This is a genomic window from Vibrio sp. RM-69-4, from assembly GCF_024743775.1.
Lineage (GTDB): Bacteria > Pseudomonadota > Gammaproteobacteria > Enterobacterales > Vibrionaceae > Vibrio > Vibrio anguillarum.
On record NZ_JAMQXI010000048.1, the window covers coordinates 94019 to 108634 of the forward strand.

Annotated in this window: 13 protein-coding genes; 12 read left to right on the top strand and 1 reads right to left on the bottom strand. The window is 44.0% G+C overall.

Annotated features, from left to right (window positions below; all coding sequences use genetic code 11):
* Positions 1-288: 288 nt before the first annotated feature.
* Both NB504_RS07140 and NB504_RS07145 read left to right on the top strand, forming a co-directional pair.
* The gene (locus tag NB504_RS07140) at positions 289-1506 is read left to right on the top strand and encodes a ParA family protein (protein ID WP_026027506.1); all 1218 of its coding nucleotides are present in this window, start codon (positions 289-291) and stop codon (positions 1504-1506) included.
* Positions 1507-1513: 7 nt separating this feature from the next.
* Positions 1514-2485 (top strand): ParB/RepB/Spo0J family partition protein, encoded by a 972-nt coding sequence (locus tag NB504_RS07145; RefSeq protein ID WP_017049342.1) that lies wholly within the window; start codon positions 1514-1516, stop codon positions 2483-2485.
* Between the two features lie 71 nt (positions 2486-2556).
* On the opposite strand, the gene NB504_RS07150 is transcribed toward NB504_RS07145, so the two are convergent.
* Positions 2557-3591 (bottom strand): PotD/PotF family extracellular solute-binding protein, encoded by a 1035-nt coding sequence (locus NB504_RS07150; RefSeq protein WP_258428562.1) that lies wholly within the window; start codon positions 3589-3591, stop codon positions 2557-2559.
* A 173-nt stretch (positions 3592-3764) separates the two neighbouring features.
* Between NB504_RS07150 and NB504_RS07155 the strand changes: the two genes are divergently transcribed.
* The 10 genes from NB504_RS07155 (at position 3765) to NB504_RS07200 (ending at position 14581) form a co-directional block, all read left to right on the top strand.
* Complete coding sequence (locus NB504_RS07155) at positions 3765-5828, top strand: tRNA(Met) cytidine acetyltransferase TmcA (RefSeq protein WP_258428563.1); 2064 nt, start codon at positions 3765-3767, stop codon at positions 5826-5828.
* A 308-nt stretch (positions 5829-6136) separates the two neighbouring features.
* Complete coding sequence (locus NB504_RS07160) at positions 6137-6400, top strand: lipid asymmetry maintenance protein MlaB (protein ID WP_017044940.1); 264 nt, start codon at positions 6137-6139, stop codon at positions 6398-6400.
* A 23-nt stretch (positions 6401-6423) separates the two neighbouring features.
* Positions 6424-6783, top strand: coding sequence for a response regulator (locus NB504_RS07165; RefSeq protein ID WP_026027193.1), 360 nt, complete (start codon positions 6424-6426; stop codon positions 6781-6783).
* Between the two features lie 59 nt (positions 6784-6842).
* A complete protein-coding gene (locus NB504_RS07170) occupies positions 6843-8999 on the top strand; it encodes a chemotaxis protein CheA (RefSeq protein ID WP_258428564.1) in 2157 nt (718 codons plus the stop codon).
* Between the two features lie 21 nt (positions 9000-9020).
* A complete protein-coding gene (locus tag NB504_RS07175; RefSeq protein WP_017044938.1) occupies positions 9021-9551 on the top strand; it encodes a chemotaxis protein CheW in 531 nt (176 codons plus the stop codon).
* Positions 9551-10015: a chemotaxis protein CheW gene (locus tag NB504_RS07180; RefSeq protein WP_013868216.1), complete on the top strand. Its 465-nt coding sequence runs from the start codon at positions 9551-9553 to the stop codon at positions 10013-10015. The genes NB504_RS07175 and NB504_RS07180 overlap by 1 nt, the downstream gene beginning before the upstream one ends.
* Positions 10016-10025: 10 nt before the next feature.
* Entirely contained in the window at positions 10026-12044 is a 2019-nt protein-coding gene (locus tag NB504_RS07185) for a methyl-accepting chemotaxis protein (RefSeq protein ID WP_258428565.1), read from the top strand.
* Complete coding sequence (locus NB504_RS07190) at positions 12029-12889, top strand: protein-glutamate O-methyltransferase CheR (protein WP_258428566.1); 861 nt, start codon at positions 12029-12031, stop codon at positions 12887-12889. Before NB504_RS07185 ends, NB504_RS07190 begins: the two co-directional genes overlap by 16 nt.
* A gap of 10 nt (positions 12890-12899) precedes the next feature.
* On the top strand, positions 12900-13541 hold the full coding sequence (locus tag NB504_RS07195; protein ID WP_258428567.1) for a chemotaxis protein CheD: 642 nt from the start codon (positions 12900-12902) through the stop codon (positions 13539-13541).
* A complete protein-coding gene (locus NB504_RS07200; protein WP_017042334.1) occupies positions 13538-14581 on the top strand; it encodes a chemotaxis response regulator protein-glutamate methylesterase in 1044 nt (347 codons plus the stop codon). The genes NB504_RS07195 and NB504_RS07200 overlap by 4 nt, the downstream gene beginning before the upstream one ends.
* The last annotated feature ends 35 nt before the right edge of the window (positions 14582-14616 follow it).

Sequence of the window (14616 nt, forward strand, 5' to 3'; positions counted from 1 at the left end):
TGACACATACCGTAAATTATGCTGCTTCTCTAATCGTTCCGGGTATTTTAAGCTCATTTACAATGTAAATAAGTTACGTTGTAATATTTTTAATGTTCAAATAAATAATGGACTAAGTTACCCATTATTTAAGGAAAAATGATGACCATAATGAGGTCAATTCATTAAATTCCGATATGTTTTTCTATTTATTGTGATATTAATCTAAAAGTGAATGTTCACCTTTTTGTTGAGTATTAAATTGTTTGCTGTACAATCTGCGTTAGGTACTTATTATGGAATTTGGCAATGAAAAGAGAACAAACCATAGCGAATCTCTACCAGCTCGCCGAGCAAACTCAACAGGTGCAAGCTGACCGAATTGAAATTGTTTTAGAAGAACGTAGTGATGACCATTTCCCAGCGATGTCAAAAGCGCTAATGGAAACTCGTTCAGGCTTAACACGCCGTAAGCTAGATGATGCCATTTCCAAAATGGAACAAGCTGGCCATCAATTTACTAAAAACAATGCAAATCACTATTCAATTTCTTTAGCGGAAGCTCACATGCTCATGGATGCCGCTGGTGTGCCTAAGTTCCACCAAAGGAAAAAGCATGGTGATCATAAGCCTTGGGTCATCAATGTTCAGAACCAAAAGGGGGGGACAGGTAAATCAATGACGGCTGTCCATCTAGCCGCGTGCCTCGCCCTGAATTTGGATCAGCGTTACCGTATCTGCTTGATTGACTTAGATCCGCAAGGTTCATTACGGTTATTTCTCAACCCGCAAATCAGTTTATCAGAGCACAGTAATATCTATTCTGCCGTTGATATTATGTTAGACAACGTGCCTGAAGACACTGAAGTGGACAAGGCGTTCTTACATAAGAACGTGATGTTACCAACCCAATATCCCAATTTAAAAACCATCTCTGCATTTCCTGAAGATGCAATGTTTAACGCAGAAGCGTGGCAGTATCTTTCGCAAAACCAATCGCTTGATATTGTTCGACTGCTGAAAGAGAAACTTATCGATAAGATTGGCGATGATTTTGACATCATTATGATTGATACTGGCCCACACGTTGATCCATTGGTATGGAATGCAATGTATGCTTCCAATGCATTACTGATCCCGTGCGCGGCTAAGCGATTAGATTGGGCGTCAACCGTCAATTTCTTTCAACACCTTCCTACGGTTTATGAAATGTTTCCAGAAGATTGGAAAGGGTTAGAATTTGTACGTTTGATGCCGACGATGTTTGAAGATGATAATAAAAAGCAAGTCTCGGTATTAACGGAAATGAATTACCTGTTGGGTGATCAAGTCATGATGGCGACGATTCCGCGTAGCCGAGCATTTGAAACCTGTGCTGACACCTACAGCACCGTTTTTGATCTCACCACCAGCGATTTTGAAGGTGGTAAAAAGACGCTAGCGACTGCGCAAGACGCTGTGCAAAAAAGTGCACTGGAGCTTGAGCGAGTGCTTCACAGTCATTGGTCATCACTAAATCAGGGGTAAGTAAAACATGGCAATTAAAACGTCTGAACTAAATGCGAAACTGTTTGGTAAAGCGAATAAGCGACGTGCAACCACCCCACAAGAAGCCCAAACGGCAGCGAAAGAACAAGCGCAAATCATCGAATTGGCGGTTGCGGGAGAAGAGTTAGTCACTTTCGAACTGGTCAGGATTCCCGCTGATCAAGTAGCGGAAAAGACGATTGTTTTTACGCAGAATGCGCGTGAACAAGCTTTTCTGAATGAGCATGCTCTATCTGATGTATTGAGTACATTACGCGAGCGTGGTCAGCAATATCCTGCGGTTGGTCGTAAAACCGCTGGGGGCAAAATTGAAGTCCTTGATGGCAGCCGTCGTCGAATGTCTTGTATCTTGGCGGGTAAAGAATTTTTGGTTTATGTCGCTGAAGACATAAACTCGGAACATGCGAAGTTTCTTTCGGATGTGGCAAACGCGCACAAGCCGCTTTCTCTTTATGAGAAGGGTAAAGAGATGCAAGCGAAGCTGGATAACGGTGAAGCGGAAGACCAAAAAGCTTTAGCCAAGATATTTCAGTGCAGTGAGGCCCTAGTAAGTGGTGCTCTAAAAGCAGCGGCTTTGCCACTTGAGCTATTGCAAGCTTATCCAAATGTGGTTGAATTAGGTCGTCCAACCATAGTTAAATTACATAAACAATTTAATGAACTCGATGCAAAGCAACAAGCAAATTTGTTGGAAAAGTGTCAATCTGAAGATGGATTTGTTTGGCAGCGTAGTAGCGTACAAGGTGTTGCCCGATTGACGAAAGAAGTCACAGAGACAATTGAGTCTTGGATACAAGAGTTGTTGCCACCTAAGCGCACTGAGCATGTAAAAATTGATCTGATCAAAGGCCGCGTAAGTTACAGTCGTAAAGGCAGTAATTTAGCGCTTAATTTGAAAAAGGTGGATGATGCTACGGTGCAAGAAATATTAGATTTTATTCAATCTAAGCTTGATTAAGCATCCATCATGTAAAGAATAAAAACCCGCCACGGCGGGTTTTTTAGTAACTAAGTCTATTCAGTTCGAATCTATTGATTTCTTAAACGCTGCCAGTATTTTTCGTAGATAGCGAGCGCTTCAGGCCCAACATCATTAATGAATTCCCCTTTAGCCATATCTTCATCGGCTGGGAAAATCGTTGGATTGTCGCGAAGTTCTGCTGGAAGCAACGCTCGGCCGCTTTTTGTTGCCGATGCATAACCTAAGCTATTCACAATCTCAGCTTGGTTCTCTGCTTGATACATGAAGTTGATGAATTTATGCGCCAACGCTTTGTTGTTGCTTCCTGATGGAATAGTAAAGTTATCCATCCACAAGACTGCGCCTTCTTCCGGCATTACAAATTTTAGCTCTGGCATCTCAACTTGGCCTTGGTAGGCATTCCCGTTCCATTGCATCCCTAACGCTGCTTCACCTGAGACATAAGGCACATGTGGCGCATCAGAGTTATACAACAGTACATTATCTTTTAACGCGACCAATGATTGGTAGGCTTTTTCAATCTCTTTTTCGTTTTTTGTATTAATACTGAAGCCATTTAAGATCAGCGCCATACCAAAGACATCGCGAATATCGTCAATCAACATCACTTGTTGGCTATATTTCTTATCCCACAAATCAGCCCAGCGAGAGACACCTTCTGGTACTAATGATTCGTTATAGCTGAGGCCTGTGATCCCCCAAATATAGGGCAGGGAATAACTATTTTTGGGATCGTGTGCTTGGCCGAGTAGTGAAGGCATGGCATCTTTCATGTTCGGGATTTGTGCATGATCCAGCTCGGTTAGTAACCCTTCACGTCCCATTTTTTCAATGAAATACGCTGAGGCAAAAACCACATCATAACCGCCACCTTTGAGCAACTTGAGCTTGGTATACATTGACTCGTTATTTTCAAAGGTCGAATAGTTAATCGTTACCCCTTCCTCCTGCTCAAACTGCTTGAGGGATTTTTCTGGAAGATATCCTCCCCAAGCATAAACGTTGAGTGTTTTGTTGTCCGCGCTTACGTGTGAAGAGGCTAGAACTGCTGTCAAAACCAATCCTTTGATGAAAGTTTTCATTGCATTTGAATTCCTTAAATAGCCCAGAAATGTACTGGGGTGTAGGTGAATAATTAGTTAAAAATGGTCACGATTAAAGCAAATATAATTTGTCGTAAAGAAAAATATTTTTAACGACGCACAGTGATTATAGCGGCTGTGCTACCATTGCGTTTCAGCGAGGTGGCGTAAATATGAACATGATAGCGGCTTATTTAGATGATTTAATGGTGCAGGCTGAGAATAGCCTATGGCGTATGGGGCTATTAATCCGTGGTGAGCCTCAATGGCAACAACACGTGCTTATGCATTTTCTCGCAAAAAATGAGGGGCAAGCCATATTTCAGTTAGGCGGAGAACCGTTACCATGCGTTCGTTATGCCCCCTTCAACAAAGGGCAGCAGTTTCTTGGTCAAGAATGCCATTTACTTATTTGTGATAATCACCATGGTTTTGATGCGAACAGTTTCAGTGCTGCGCTGGGTTCACTGGTCGGTGGTGGGTTGCTGTTGATCATTGAAGCCCCTCAGCGTAACGACTCTTTAGCTGATCGCTGGTTGACGCGAGCGTTCGAGCAGCTCGTTGTTATAGAGCAGAATCAACCCTGCCCTCCTTTACCCGTTTATCCACGAGTCAGTTCTCAATTCCCAATTTATGAACAGCAATCCGATGCCGTTTCAGCAATCCTTCGTGTGGTGGACGGACATCGCAGGCGGCCATTGGTTCTCACTGCCGATCGGGGACGAGGGAAAAGCAGCGCGCTTGGTATTGCTGCAGCTAAATTGATGGCGTCTCGTTCATTAGATATTGTGGTCACGGCACCCTCAATCCATGCCGTAGCGCCGATATTTGAACATGCGGCTAAAGGTTTAGCAGGCGCTCACGTCACCAGACAATCCCTTACTTGGCAAAACTCGTCATTGACGTTTGTGGCACCGGATGAGCTGATTTTGCATCGGCCACAGTGTGATCTCCTATTGGTAGATGAAGCGGCCGCGCTGCCTTTATCAATGTTAAAAAACTGGGTTGAACACTATCATCGTGCGGTCTTCTCTACCACCATTCATGGCTACGAAGGGTGTGGGAGAGGGTTCACGCTTAAGTTTCAAACTTGGTTAGCACACCATCGAGCTGGGACTCGAACTCTCCATTTAGATCAACCGATCCGTTGGCGTCAGGGTGATCCGTTAGAAGCGTGGCATTACGATACTTTCCTCCTTCGCTATGATTTAGCTACATTGCCGACGATGACATCAGAACAGTTAGCGACACTTAACATTGAGCATCTGGATAAGGCTCAACTCATTGCCAACCCGACACGCTTAGCCGCTATTTTTTCGTTATTAGTGAATGCTCATTACCAGACATCACCGAATGATCTATTTCATTTTTTAGCGGACGATAAAGTTCAGCTAGTTGCTGCAATGGTAGACGAGGTTTGTGTCGGTTGTTTGCTGACAGTACGTGAAGGTGGGCTTTGTAACGCTTTAGTGGAAGAGATCCAACGAGGAAAGCGACGTCCTAAAGGTCATCTAGTTCCTGTTTGCTTAGCTAATCAAGTTGGTATTACGCAGGCAGCGCAGAGTGTTTGTCAGCGCATCATGCGTATTGCAGTTCATCCCGAATTACAAAATCAAGGGTTGGGCAGCCGCTTGATTGAAGCGTGCATGCTGGAAAATGATGCCGACTATTTAGCGACGAGTTTTGGCGTAACGAGCGATTTAATGGCTTTTTGGGCTAAGAACCAATTTGTTCCGATAAAACTAGGGAGCCACAGAGACAGTGCGAGTGGCTGTTTTTCCTTAATCATGGTTCAAGCGGAAAAATTGGATTGGTTAACTCGGGCAGAACAGATTTTCGAACAGCATTTCATTTTCTCTCTATCTGATTCTTTACAAAGTTTAGAGCCGGCTTTGGTTCGGACCATCTTGTCATTGGTCCGAGATCGTGTCGCATGCGCGGATTCAAATGAAGTTAATTTCCTACCTTATTCATTGCTGCGTTGTTACGCACAAGGCGGTGCGGATTATGAGAGTGTGAGTGTATGGATTCATCGGCTAATTACTTCATTGGATAAAGCTGCTCTATCACGATTATCTGATGTACTTATTGTCAAAGTATTGCAAAGGAAAAGCTGGCAAGAGTGTGCCAGTCAATTAAACCTCACTGGACGGAAAATGATTGAGGCTACCCTCCGTCATGACCTCAATCGACTATTAGATGATTTACACTGTAAAGTGGATCATTCAACGCAATGAACTGCAGCCAATTTACAGTGTAAAGCGTGAATAATGTAAGAGCAGACACCTTCTCCAGATGTACTGTGCTTGTCATATGACAAAAAAGTCCTACTACTTACGTCTTAAGAGTAGGATTTTTTTGTTCTAGTCACAGAATAAAAAATCCAAATTATATTAATGAGTTAACCATACGGTCCCCCTTATTGTGAGGTTTTTATTTTTGTTCCTAACGTGTTCAATCATTTGCTTAATGAGTATTCCCTCCTACACTCAAAGTCAGGTGTTCTCCTAAAAAATAGAATATAAATAGTACGTAAGGATGAGATATGGATTTTTTGTTGGCGGAATCTTTGGAAATTTCAACGGTACTAGATTCCAAAGCAAATTATCTTCAATGGCTAAGCCTAACTCCTCCTTTAACGATAGATGCATCACGAGTTAATAGCGTGGATGCTGCCGGTCTGCAACTGCTTGCTTCTTTGTTTATGACAGCAGAGCGAGCTGGAATTGAGATCACTTTAGTTAACGCAACAAACACGCTCAATGAAGGTATTGCGCTACTGGCTTTAGAAAGCTTGTTCGCAGAGTAATGAGATTTTGCAAGGAAGGGGCTATGACAAAGATCCTCGCGGTTGATGATTCGGTTTCAATTCGTCAAATGCTAAGCCATACATTGAAAGATGCAGGCTATGACGTTGAAACCGCTACTGATGGAAGTGATGCATTACGTAAGGCACAACAAACCAAATTTGATGTTGTTATTTCGGACGTCAACATGCCAGTGATGGGTGGTTTTGAGTTAGTTAAAGCAATACGTGGTAATGCTCAATATAAGTTTATACCTATTTTGATGTTAACCACTGAAACGAGTATGGAAAAGAAACAAGAAGGAAAACTCGCGGGAGCTACAGGATGGTTGGTCAAACCGTTCAACCCTGAGACGCTATTGAAAACACTAAAACGGGTCATATAGAACACCGTATTTTATTAAAAGCTTCATTCGTTAAACGACGTTAACTGGCAGGAAGAGCTATGGCTTTAGACATGGAACTGTTGCGCAAGATGTTTTACGAAGAGTGTCGTGAAAATCTTGAAGTGCTTGAAAATGTACTGCTTAATCTTGACCCTAATCAAGTTGAGAAAGAGACTATTAATACCATTTTTCGGGCTGCCCATTCGATTAAAGGTGGCGCGGCGACCTTTAGTTTACTGGATATCAGTGAATTTACCCACTCTGTCGAAGCGTATCTTGACCTCGTCCGTAACGAAAAATCAACTCTCACCGCTCAAAGTGTGGACATTTTACTGAAAAGCGGTGATTGCATTCGCAATATGCTCGCGGGGTATGAGAGCCATGATGAGGTTGATAGTGAGCTTCAGCAGAGAGTCAGCCAGTCACTGCATGCTTTACTTGCCGACAATTCAACGATTGATCATGAACTAGCAGACCATCACTCGCTTGACGCCGAAGATGAACAGACGTCATCGCTCTTAAAGGCTTCTGACAACGAGAACCGCTTAGGTTGGAAAGTTGTTTTTACTCCGCATAGAGAACTTTATTTCAGTGGTAATGATCCACTTCGGTTGCTACGAGAGCTTTATGAACTGGATGATCAGTGCAGGGCGGAAGCTCAGCTTGAACACCTTCCCGAATTGGCGGAAATAGAGGCTGAGCTTTGTTATTTAAGCTGGACGATTTTTCTCAGTAGCCAAGTGCAAGAGAGTGATATTCGCGAAATCTTTGAATGGGTTGAAGATGAATGTGACTTAATTGTTGAACCTTTAGTACCAGAATCGACGACCCAAGATATGATCAGCGAGAGCAAGGAATCTTTGGCCGAGGCGCCACCTACGTTTCATGCGAACGCTGTTCCCCCTACCGAATCAGCAGAGCAAGTTGATCTCATAAAACCCATCGATCTCATAAAATCAATAGAGTCTACGCCCGCTGTTGCGCCCAAAGTGGCGAAAGCAGAATCCAGCGTAAGCTCTATTCGCGTCGATATTGAGAAAGTCGACAGCCTGATTAATTTGGTTGGGGAACTTGTTATCACCCAATCAATGCTGACCGAAATCGGCAACGATTTCACCATGGATAAATTAGAAAAGTTGCAAGCAGGCCTAGTTCAGCTTTTGCAAAACAGTAAAGATTTACAAGAAAATGTGCTCAATATTCGCATGCTGCCGATGAGCTTTGCTTTTAGCCGCTTTCCTCGCCTTGTGCGAGACTTGTGCGGCCGACTTGAAAAAAAAGTAGAACTGAACATCATTGGCGAGCACACCGAGCTCGATAAAACCGTCCTTGAACGTATTGTTGATCCATTGGTTCATTTAGTCAGAAATGGTATTGACCACGGAATTGAGCAGCCACACATTCGCCTTGAACAAGGCAAACCAGAAATCGGCACCATTGAACTACATGCTTATCATCAAGGTGGCTCGATAGTGATCGAAGTGAAAGATGATGGCGCGGGGATAAACTGTGAAAGAATATTTCAAAAGGCGCTAGAAAAAGGTGTATTACCTAAAGATACACGGCGTGAAGATATCACCGACAAACAGATCCTTAACCTTATTTTTGCCGCAGGGTTTTCAACAGCAGAACAAGTGTCTGATATTTCAGGTCGTGGCGTCGGTATGGATGTTGTAAAACGTAATATCGAAGAGTTGGGTGGGCATATTGATGTCGAATCCACGTTAGGTAAAGGCAGCCATTTCACTATCTGTTTACCACTCACTTTAGCCATCCTCGATGGGCAATTGATCAAAGTAGGCGGGGAAGTTTACATCATCCCACTGCTCACCATTATCGAATCTATCCAAATCAACTTAGCTAATGTGAAGTATGCCGCCGGTGGGGTTGAGCTGTACCGGCTTCGTGACGAAAATATTCCTATCTTACGTCTGCAAGATGAACTGGAAATGGGATCAAGTGGTGCTTTGCCCGATAGAATACTCTGCTTTGTTGAAGCCGCTGGGTGTCGCGTTGGCTTATTGATTGACGAGCTGCTAGACCAGCAGCAAGTGGTTATAAAGAGCTTAGAGTCAAATTACTGCAAAGTGGCAGGCATATCAGGAGCTACGATTTTGGGAGATGGTTCCGTTTCGCTCATTTTAGATATTCAAGGGTTAATCTCCACGTACTCGAATCGACGTTCAAGTTTATCTCCCAAGATTATTGCCGCTTAGTGAAGGTGACAGGGAAGAGCCATGGAATATGATTATTCACCAAATCATCAACAAGAGAATCAAACACAGAGTGTTTTGAATGCTGTTTATGAAGAAAGAAGCTGTGAGGCCGATTTTCTGAGTTTCCGGTTAGCGAATGAGTTGTACGGGGTAGCAATTCAAGATGTTGAAGAGATTCGAGTATGGGAGCCACCTACGCCTATTCCTCGAGCGCCTAGCTTTGTGAAAGGTGTGATTAATTTACGCGGCATGATTGTGCCTATTATCGATCTGCGCCTTCGATTTGGTATGGAGGCTTGTGGCTACTTTCCCACGACTGTGGTGTTGGTACTTCGTAGCCTGCAACAAGAGCGGCCTCGTATTATGGGCTTAGTCGTTGATGCAGTGAGTGATGTGATTGGCCAGGGAGATAATGTGCTGTTTCCTGCCGTGGGGGAAACACCTGCCGCTGCGTATTCGCTCGGTTTGCTCAATGTTGGCGAAGAGGTCATGTCACTGCTCGATACCCAAGGGCTCCTTGATATGCACCGAATACTGAGTGAGGAACCCTGATGTCTAAACAAGAGTTTCTTAGTTTCGTGCTGGATAACGATGAGTACGCTGTGCCAATCCTTGAGGTCCGAGAAGTTCGCGGCTGGAGTGATGTGCGCTCTGTACCCAATGCACCGGATTACTTAGTTGGCTTACTCAATATTCGTGGTGAGTACGTACCGATTGTTGATCTTCGAATTCGTTTTCGTCTGCCACCTGCACAGATTGGGGCCACGACAGTTGTTATCGTTTTGAATGACGCGCAACGCAATCCGCTCGGCATTATTGTCGATGGTGTTTCAGAAGTGTATGACTTAGCCGCTGAAGAGATAAAACCTGTACCAGCCTTATCCACCACGGTTGAACCACAATTTATGAAGGGAATTGCTAGTGTGGCTAACGGTCATTTGATCCTAATTAATATCGAGACCCTTTTTGATGTACCTGGGTTAAATCAGACATTCGTAGAAGACGCTATTTTGTGAGGGAATACTCATGGCATTTTGGAACCGCAAACCAGAACCAAAAAAATTTGTTGAGCAGATAGAAGATCCATTGGTCGATGAGAATGAAGGGCTCTCCAATCAGCAGCTTCTTTCTGCTCTTAATGCAGCAAAAACCGCATTGATGATGATTAACCGAGATTTTCAAATCACCTATCTCAATAAGCAGTCATTGATTCTACTCAAGCAGCATGAAGTGCTTTTTCAAAGTGTCTGGCCTGATTTTAAAGCTGAAGAGTCGTCATTGATTGGCTACTGCATCGATGGTTTTCACGTCAATCCACAGCATCAACGCCACATGTTGTCGAATCCAGCCAACTTGCCTTTCACTACCATGATTACGATTAAAGGAGTGAAGATCGAGCTTAATGTTGGCGCCATTATTGATGAAGACGGTATTTATATCGGGAACACATTAGAGTGGCGTGATGTCACTCAAGAGATTGCAAAAGAGCAAGAAATTGGCCGCTTAGCTTCGGCAGTCGAGGGGATGACAACCAACCTAATGATGGCCGATAAAGAGGGTATTATTCAATACTTAAACCCTTCATTGACCAAGTTGATGCGTACAAGAGAAAGTGAGTTGAGGACAGTATTAACAAGCTTTGACGTCAATAATCTGGTCGGACAAAATATCGATATCTTTCATAAAAACCCGGGCCATCAACGTAGCATAATTGCCAACCCTGATCGTTTGCCATTTTCATCCAACATCAAAGTGGGGGCGCTGCAATTTAATTTAACTTGTATTGCGATGCACAATCACAAAGGGGAATACATTGGCCCTGCATTGCAATGGATCGATATTACCGAACAACAAGATGGTCAATACCAAGTAGAGAGCCTCATTCAAAAAGCTATCGCAGGGCAGTTGAATGAACGAATTGATACCACCGTGTACAGCGGATTTATGCGGGAGTTGGGCGAGGGGATTAATAACTTGCTTGATACCTTAGTTTCACCGCTGGCTCAGTGTATTGACGTCATGAGCAAAGTGGCAGATGGCGATTTGAATACCAAGATGGAAGAGGGCAGCCAAGGTGAGTTTGGTCAACTGCAAAATGCGGTCAATACCTCGATTGCTAACCTGCGCGATATGGTTGAAAAAATCACCATTTCTTCTGCCAGAGTGGCTACGGCGTCAACAGAAATCGCGCAAGGCAATAATGATTTGAGCCAACGGGTGGAAGCTCAAGCATCCAATTTAGAAGAAACGGCCGCGAGTATGGAAGAGATGACAGCGACCGTGCGCCAAAATGCAGATAACGCCAAAGGTGCGAACGATCTAGCGAGTGATGCTGCCAAAAAAGCCAGTAAAGGTGGTGAAGTGGTGGGGCAAGCGATCTCGGCCATGTCGGAAATTAATCGTTCGAGTAAGAAGATTGCCGATATTATTGGAGTGATAGACGAGATAGCCTTTCAAACCAATTTATTGGCTTTGAACGCAGCGGTAGAAGCGGCAAGAGCCGGAGAACAAGGGCGTGGATTTGCTGTTGTTGCTGGAGAGGTTCGAAACCTTGCGCAGCGTAGCGCAGCAGCGGCGAAAGAGATTAAAGGGCTGATTAAAGATAGTGTTGAGAAAGTCGAAGAGGGATCGCGTTTAGTTGATGAGTCAGGAGCAACATTGAATGAGATTGTGGACGCTGTAGCAAAAGTATCTGATCTCATCGCCCAAATTGCATCATCCAGTATTGAACAATCGACGGGCATTGACGAAATCAATCGTGCAATTACAGCCATGGATGAGATGACGCAGCAAAATGCCTCTCTTGTTGAACAAACCTCTGCGGCCAGCCAATCGTTGAAAGATGAAGGGAAAGAGCTGATTAGCTTGATGAGCTATTTCACCACCGATGACAACATCAAAACGTTCGAGCCCAAAAGAACAGCCATCTCCGCCCATCAACCCAAACCCAAGGTCAAGAAAGTGGCAGGCATTAAAGCCACCAATAACGTTGCCAATTCTGGGCTCAACCTCAATGAGGATGGAGATGAATGGGAAGAGTTCTAACAGATAGCCATCCAATCATGATGAACAATGACCAAGAATTTGAACTCACCGCAAAGGATTTCAAATTCATCCAGTGGTTTATGCACAAAACGGCCGGCATTTACTTGTCGGATGCGAAGCGAGCGATGGTTTACGGCCGTTTGAGCCGTCAGATGCGTCGACGGGGGATTCAGCGTTTCTGTGATTACAAGGAGCTTATTGAGCATAATGAGCAAGAGCGGATCCACTTTATCAATGCGTTAACGACTAACAAAACCCAGTTTTTTCGCGAGTATCACCACTTTGAGTTTTTAGAAAAAGTACTGCTTGATGAGTGGCGATCACAGGGCGTGCGTCATCCTAAAATTTGGTCTGCTGGCTGCTCTAGTGGTGAAGAGCCATACAGTTTTATTGCGTCGTTATACAGCAGCGGTTTATTTGATTTCGCAGACAATGTTGATATCTATGCAACAGATTTAGACACACAGGTTTTGGCACATGCGCAAGCGGGCATTTATACCGATGAGGCTGTGGTTACTATTCCACAGCACTATCTTAAAAAGTGCTTTGTAAAAGGGCGCGGTATCAAACAGGGAAAAATAAAAGTCGCCAGTCAATTACAACGTTTTGTCCATTTTCAGCAACTGAATTTATTATCTCCTTGGACGTTACCTAAGAATTTAGACCTCATTTCGTGCCGAAACGTGATGATCTACTTTGATAAACCCACTCAGGAGGCTTTGATCGAAAGGTTCTATGAATGGTTGAAACCGAATGGGATTTTATTTTTGGGTCATTCAGAAAGTGTGGGGCGCTGTGCTGATGTTTTTCATCATCTCGGCCACACCATTTACGTGAAAAAATGAGGAACAATTAATGACCTCGTTGGCGATGCATTTGGCAACCGACAATCGGAATTTCAGCCGATTTTATCATCCCCAACAAAAAGTGGATTGGGTAAAGGTTTTGCCCGGTGGGTTGTACTGTACGATGCGACAAGAGGTCATTTGTACCGGTTTAGGTTCTTGCGTTACCGCCTGTATGTGGGACCAAGCGGCCAAAGTTGGGGGGATGAACCATTTTTTATTGCCTTTTGATAATTATTCACAAATTGATCACTGGCATCCTGATGATATTGCTTCAACCGCCTCTCGTTATGGTTGCTATGCGATGGAGCTACTGATTAATCAGTTGATCAAAATGGGGGCTGAGCGTCAGCGCTTACGAGTAAAACTCTTTGGTGGAGCACAAATGCTGGGTTTTAAAGCCATGATTGGCCAGAAAAACATAGATTTCATCAAAAACTATGTTGAGCAAGAAAGGCTTATTGTCGAAGCCAGTGACTTGGGGGGGGACGAACCGAGAAAAGTCATTTTCGAACCCATGACAGGTAAAGTGTGGCTAAAAAGAATTCCATTGACCGAAGTGAGCCGGTTAAGTTTTCAAGAAAAGGTTTATGCCACACAGTTGGATCGTAAAGCGCATGAAGAGAGTGATGATGTGGAGCTATTTAAATGAAAAAAATCAAAGTGCTGATTGTCGATGATTCTCCCGTTTTTAGAGCACTGCTCTGCGAGCTGATTAATGCTGACCCTATGTTAGACGTCGTCGCAATGGCACAAGATCCTTACCAAGCCCGAGAGCTTATCAAGCAGCACAACCCTGATGTGCTAACGCTAGATATTGAAATGCCAAAAATGAATGGCGTGCAATTTTTAAAAAATATTATGCGGTTACGCCCTATGCCGGTAGTGATGATTTCAACCTTGACCCAGCATGGCGCTCAAGCCACGTTAGAAGCATTAGAGCTTGGTGCAGTGGATTACTTCCCTAAACCGTCGGTCGAAAACACGGCTGAAATGGCAAGTTATAGGGAGCTGGTGAACGACAAAATAAAAATGGCGGCAGGGGCAAATGTCGTTCAATCGCATCATTCTGCGGCGGTTAATCAGGTCGAACTGATAGCGGCTAGCCACCAAGAGGCGCGTTATCAGTTGATCGCGATTGGAGCCTCAACGGGCGGAACAGAAGCATTAAAAAGCATATTCTCTGTTTTACCAGCAGGGTTGCCACCGATCGTGATCACTCAACATATCAGTGCGATGTTTACTCGCCCCTTTGCAGAGCGTTTGAATCTTTGTAGCGCTGTAGAGGTAAGAGAGTTGTCCGCTAATCAAGCGCCTTTAGTGAATGGATGCGCTTATGTTGCTCCCGGAGATAAGCATCTGATGGTGATAAAAAAAGGCACTCACCTTTACTGTCAAGTTGACGATAGACCTGCGGTCAATCGTCATAAACCCTCAGTAGATGTGATGTTTGATACGGTTGCTGAAAATGTGGGAGACAAAGCCATCGGTATCCTCTTAACCGGAATGGGCAAAGATGGAGCACAAGGCATGCTCAAAATGAAGTTGTGTGGCGCATTGACTTTAGCTCAAGACGAAAAAACATCAGTGGTGTGGGGAATGCCCAAAGCGGCAGTAGAGATTGGCGCAACACAGAATATCAAAGCGTTAAATGCCATACCACAATGGATTTGTGATGAGCTCTATCGCTAGTGTTGTCTCATTAAATAAGCTCAACATAGAGAAGC

Bases quoted from the DNA above. Each gene is read 5' to 3' on its own strand.
- NB504_RS07170 (WP_258428564.1), top strand. From the start codon at position 6,843: ATGGCTTTAGACATGGAACTGTTGCGCAAGATGTTTTACGAAGAGTGT.
- NB504_RS07155 (WP_258428563.1), top strand. From the start codon at position 3,765: ATGAACATGATAGCGGCTTATTTAGATGATTTAATGGTGCAGGCTGAG.
- NB504_RS07175 (WP_017044938.1), top strand. From the start codon at position 9,021: ATGGAATATGATTATTCACCAAATCATCAACAAGAGAATCAAACACAG.
- NB504_RS07145 (WP_017049342.1), top strand. From the start codon at position 1,514: ATGGCAATTAAAACGTCTGAACTAAATGCGAAACTGTTTGGTAAAGCG.
- NB504_RS07185 (WP_258428565.1), top strand. From the start codon at position 10,026: ATGGCATTTTGGAACCGCAAACCAGAACCAAAAAAATTTGTTGAGCAG.
- NB504_RS07140 (WP_026027506.1), top strand. From the start codon at position 289: ATGAAAAGAGAACAAACCATAGCGAATCTCTACCAGCTCGCCGAGCAA.
- NB504_RS07190 (WP_258428566.1), top strand. From the start codon at position 12,029: ATGGGAAGAGTTCTAACAGATAGCCATCCAATCATGATGAACAATGAC.
- NB504_RS07180 (WP_013868216.1), top strand. From the start codon at position 9,551: ATGTCTAAACAAGAGTTTCTTAGTTTCGTGCTGGATAACGATGAGTAC.
- NB504_RS07165 (WP_026027193.1), top strand. From the start codon at position 6,424: ATGACAAAGATCCTCGCGGTTGATGATTCGGTTTCAATTCGTCAAATG.
- NB504_RS07160 (WP_017044940.1), top strand. From the start codon at position 6,137: ATGGATTTTTTGTTGGCGGAATCTTTGGAAATTTCAACGGTACTAGAT.
- NB504_RS07150 (WP_258428562.1), bottom strand. From the start codon at position 3,591: ATGAAAACTTTCATCAAAGGATTGGTTTTGACAGCAGTTCTAGCCTCT.
- NB504_RS07195 (WP_258428567.1), top strand. From the start codon at position 12,900: ATGACCTCGTTGGCGATGCATTTGGCAACCGACAATCGGAATTTCAGC.
- NB504_RS07200 (WP_017042334.1), top strand. From the start codon at position 13,538: ATGAAAAAAATCAAAGTGCTGATTGTCGATGATTCTCCCGTTTTTAGA.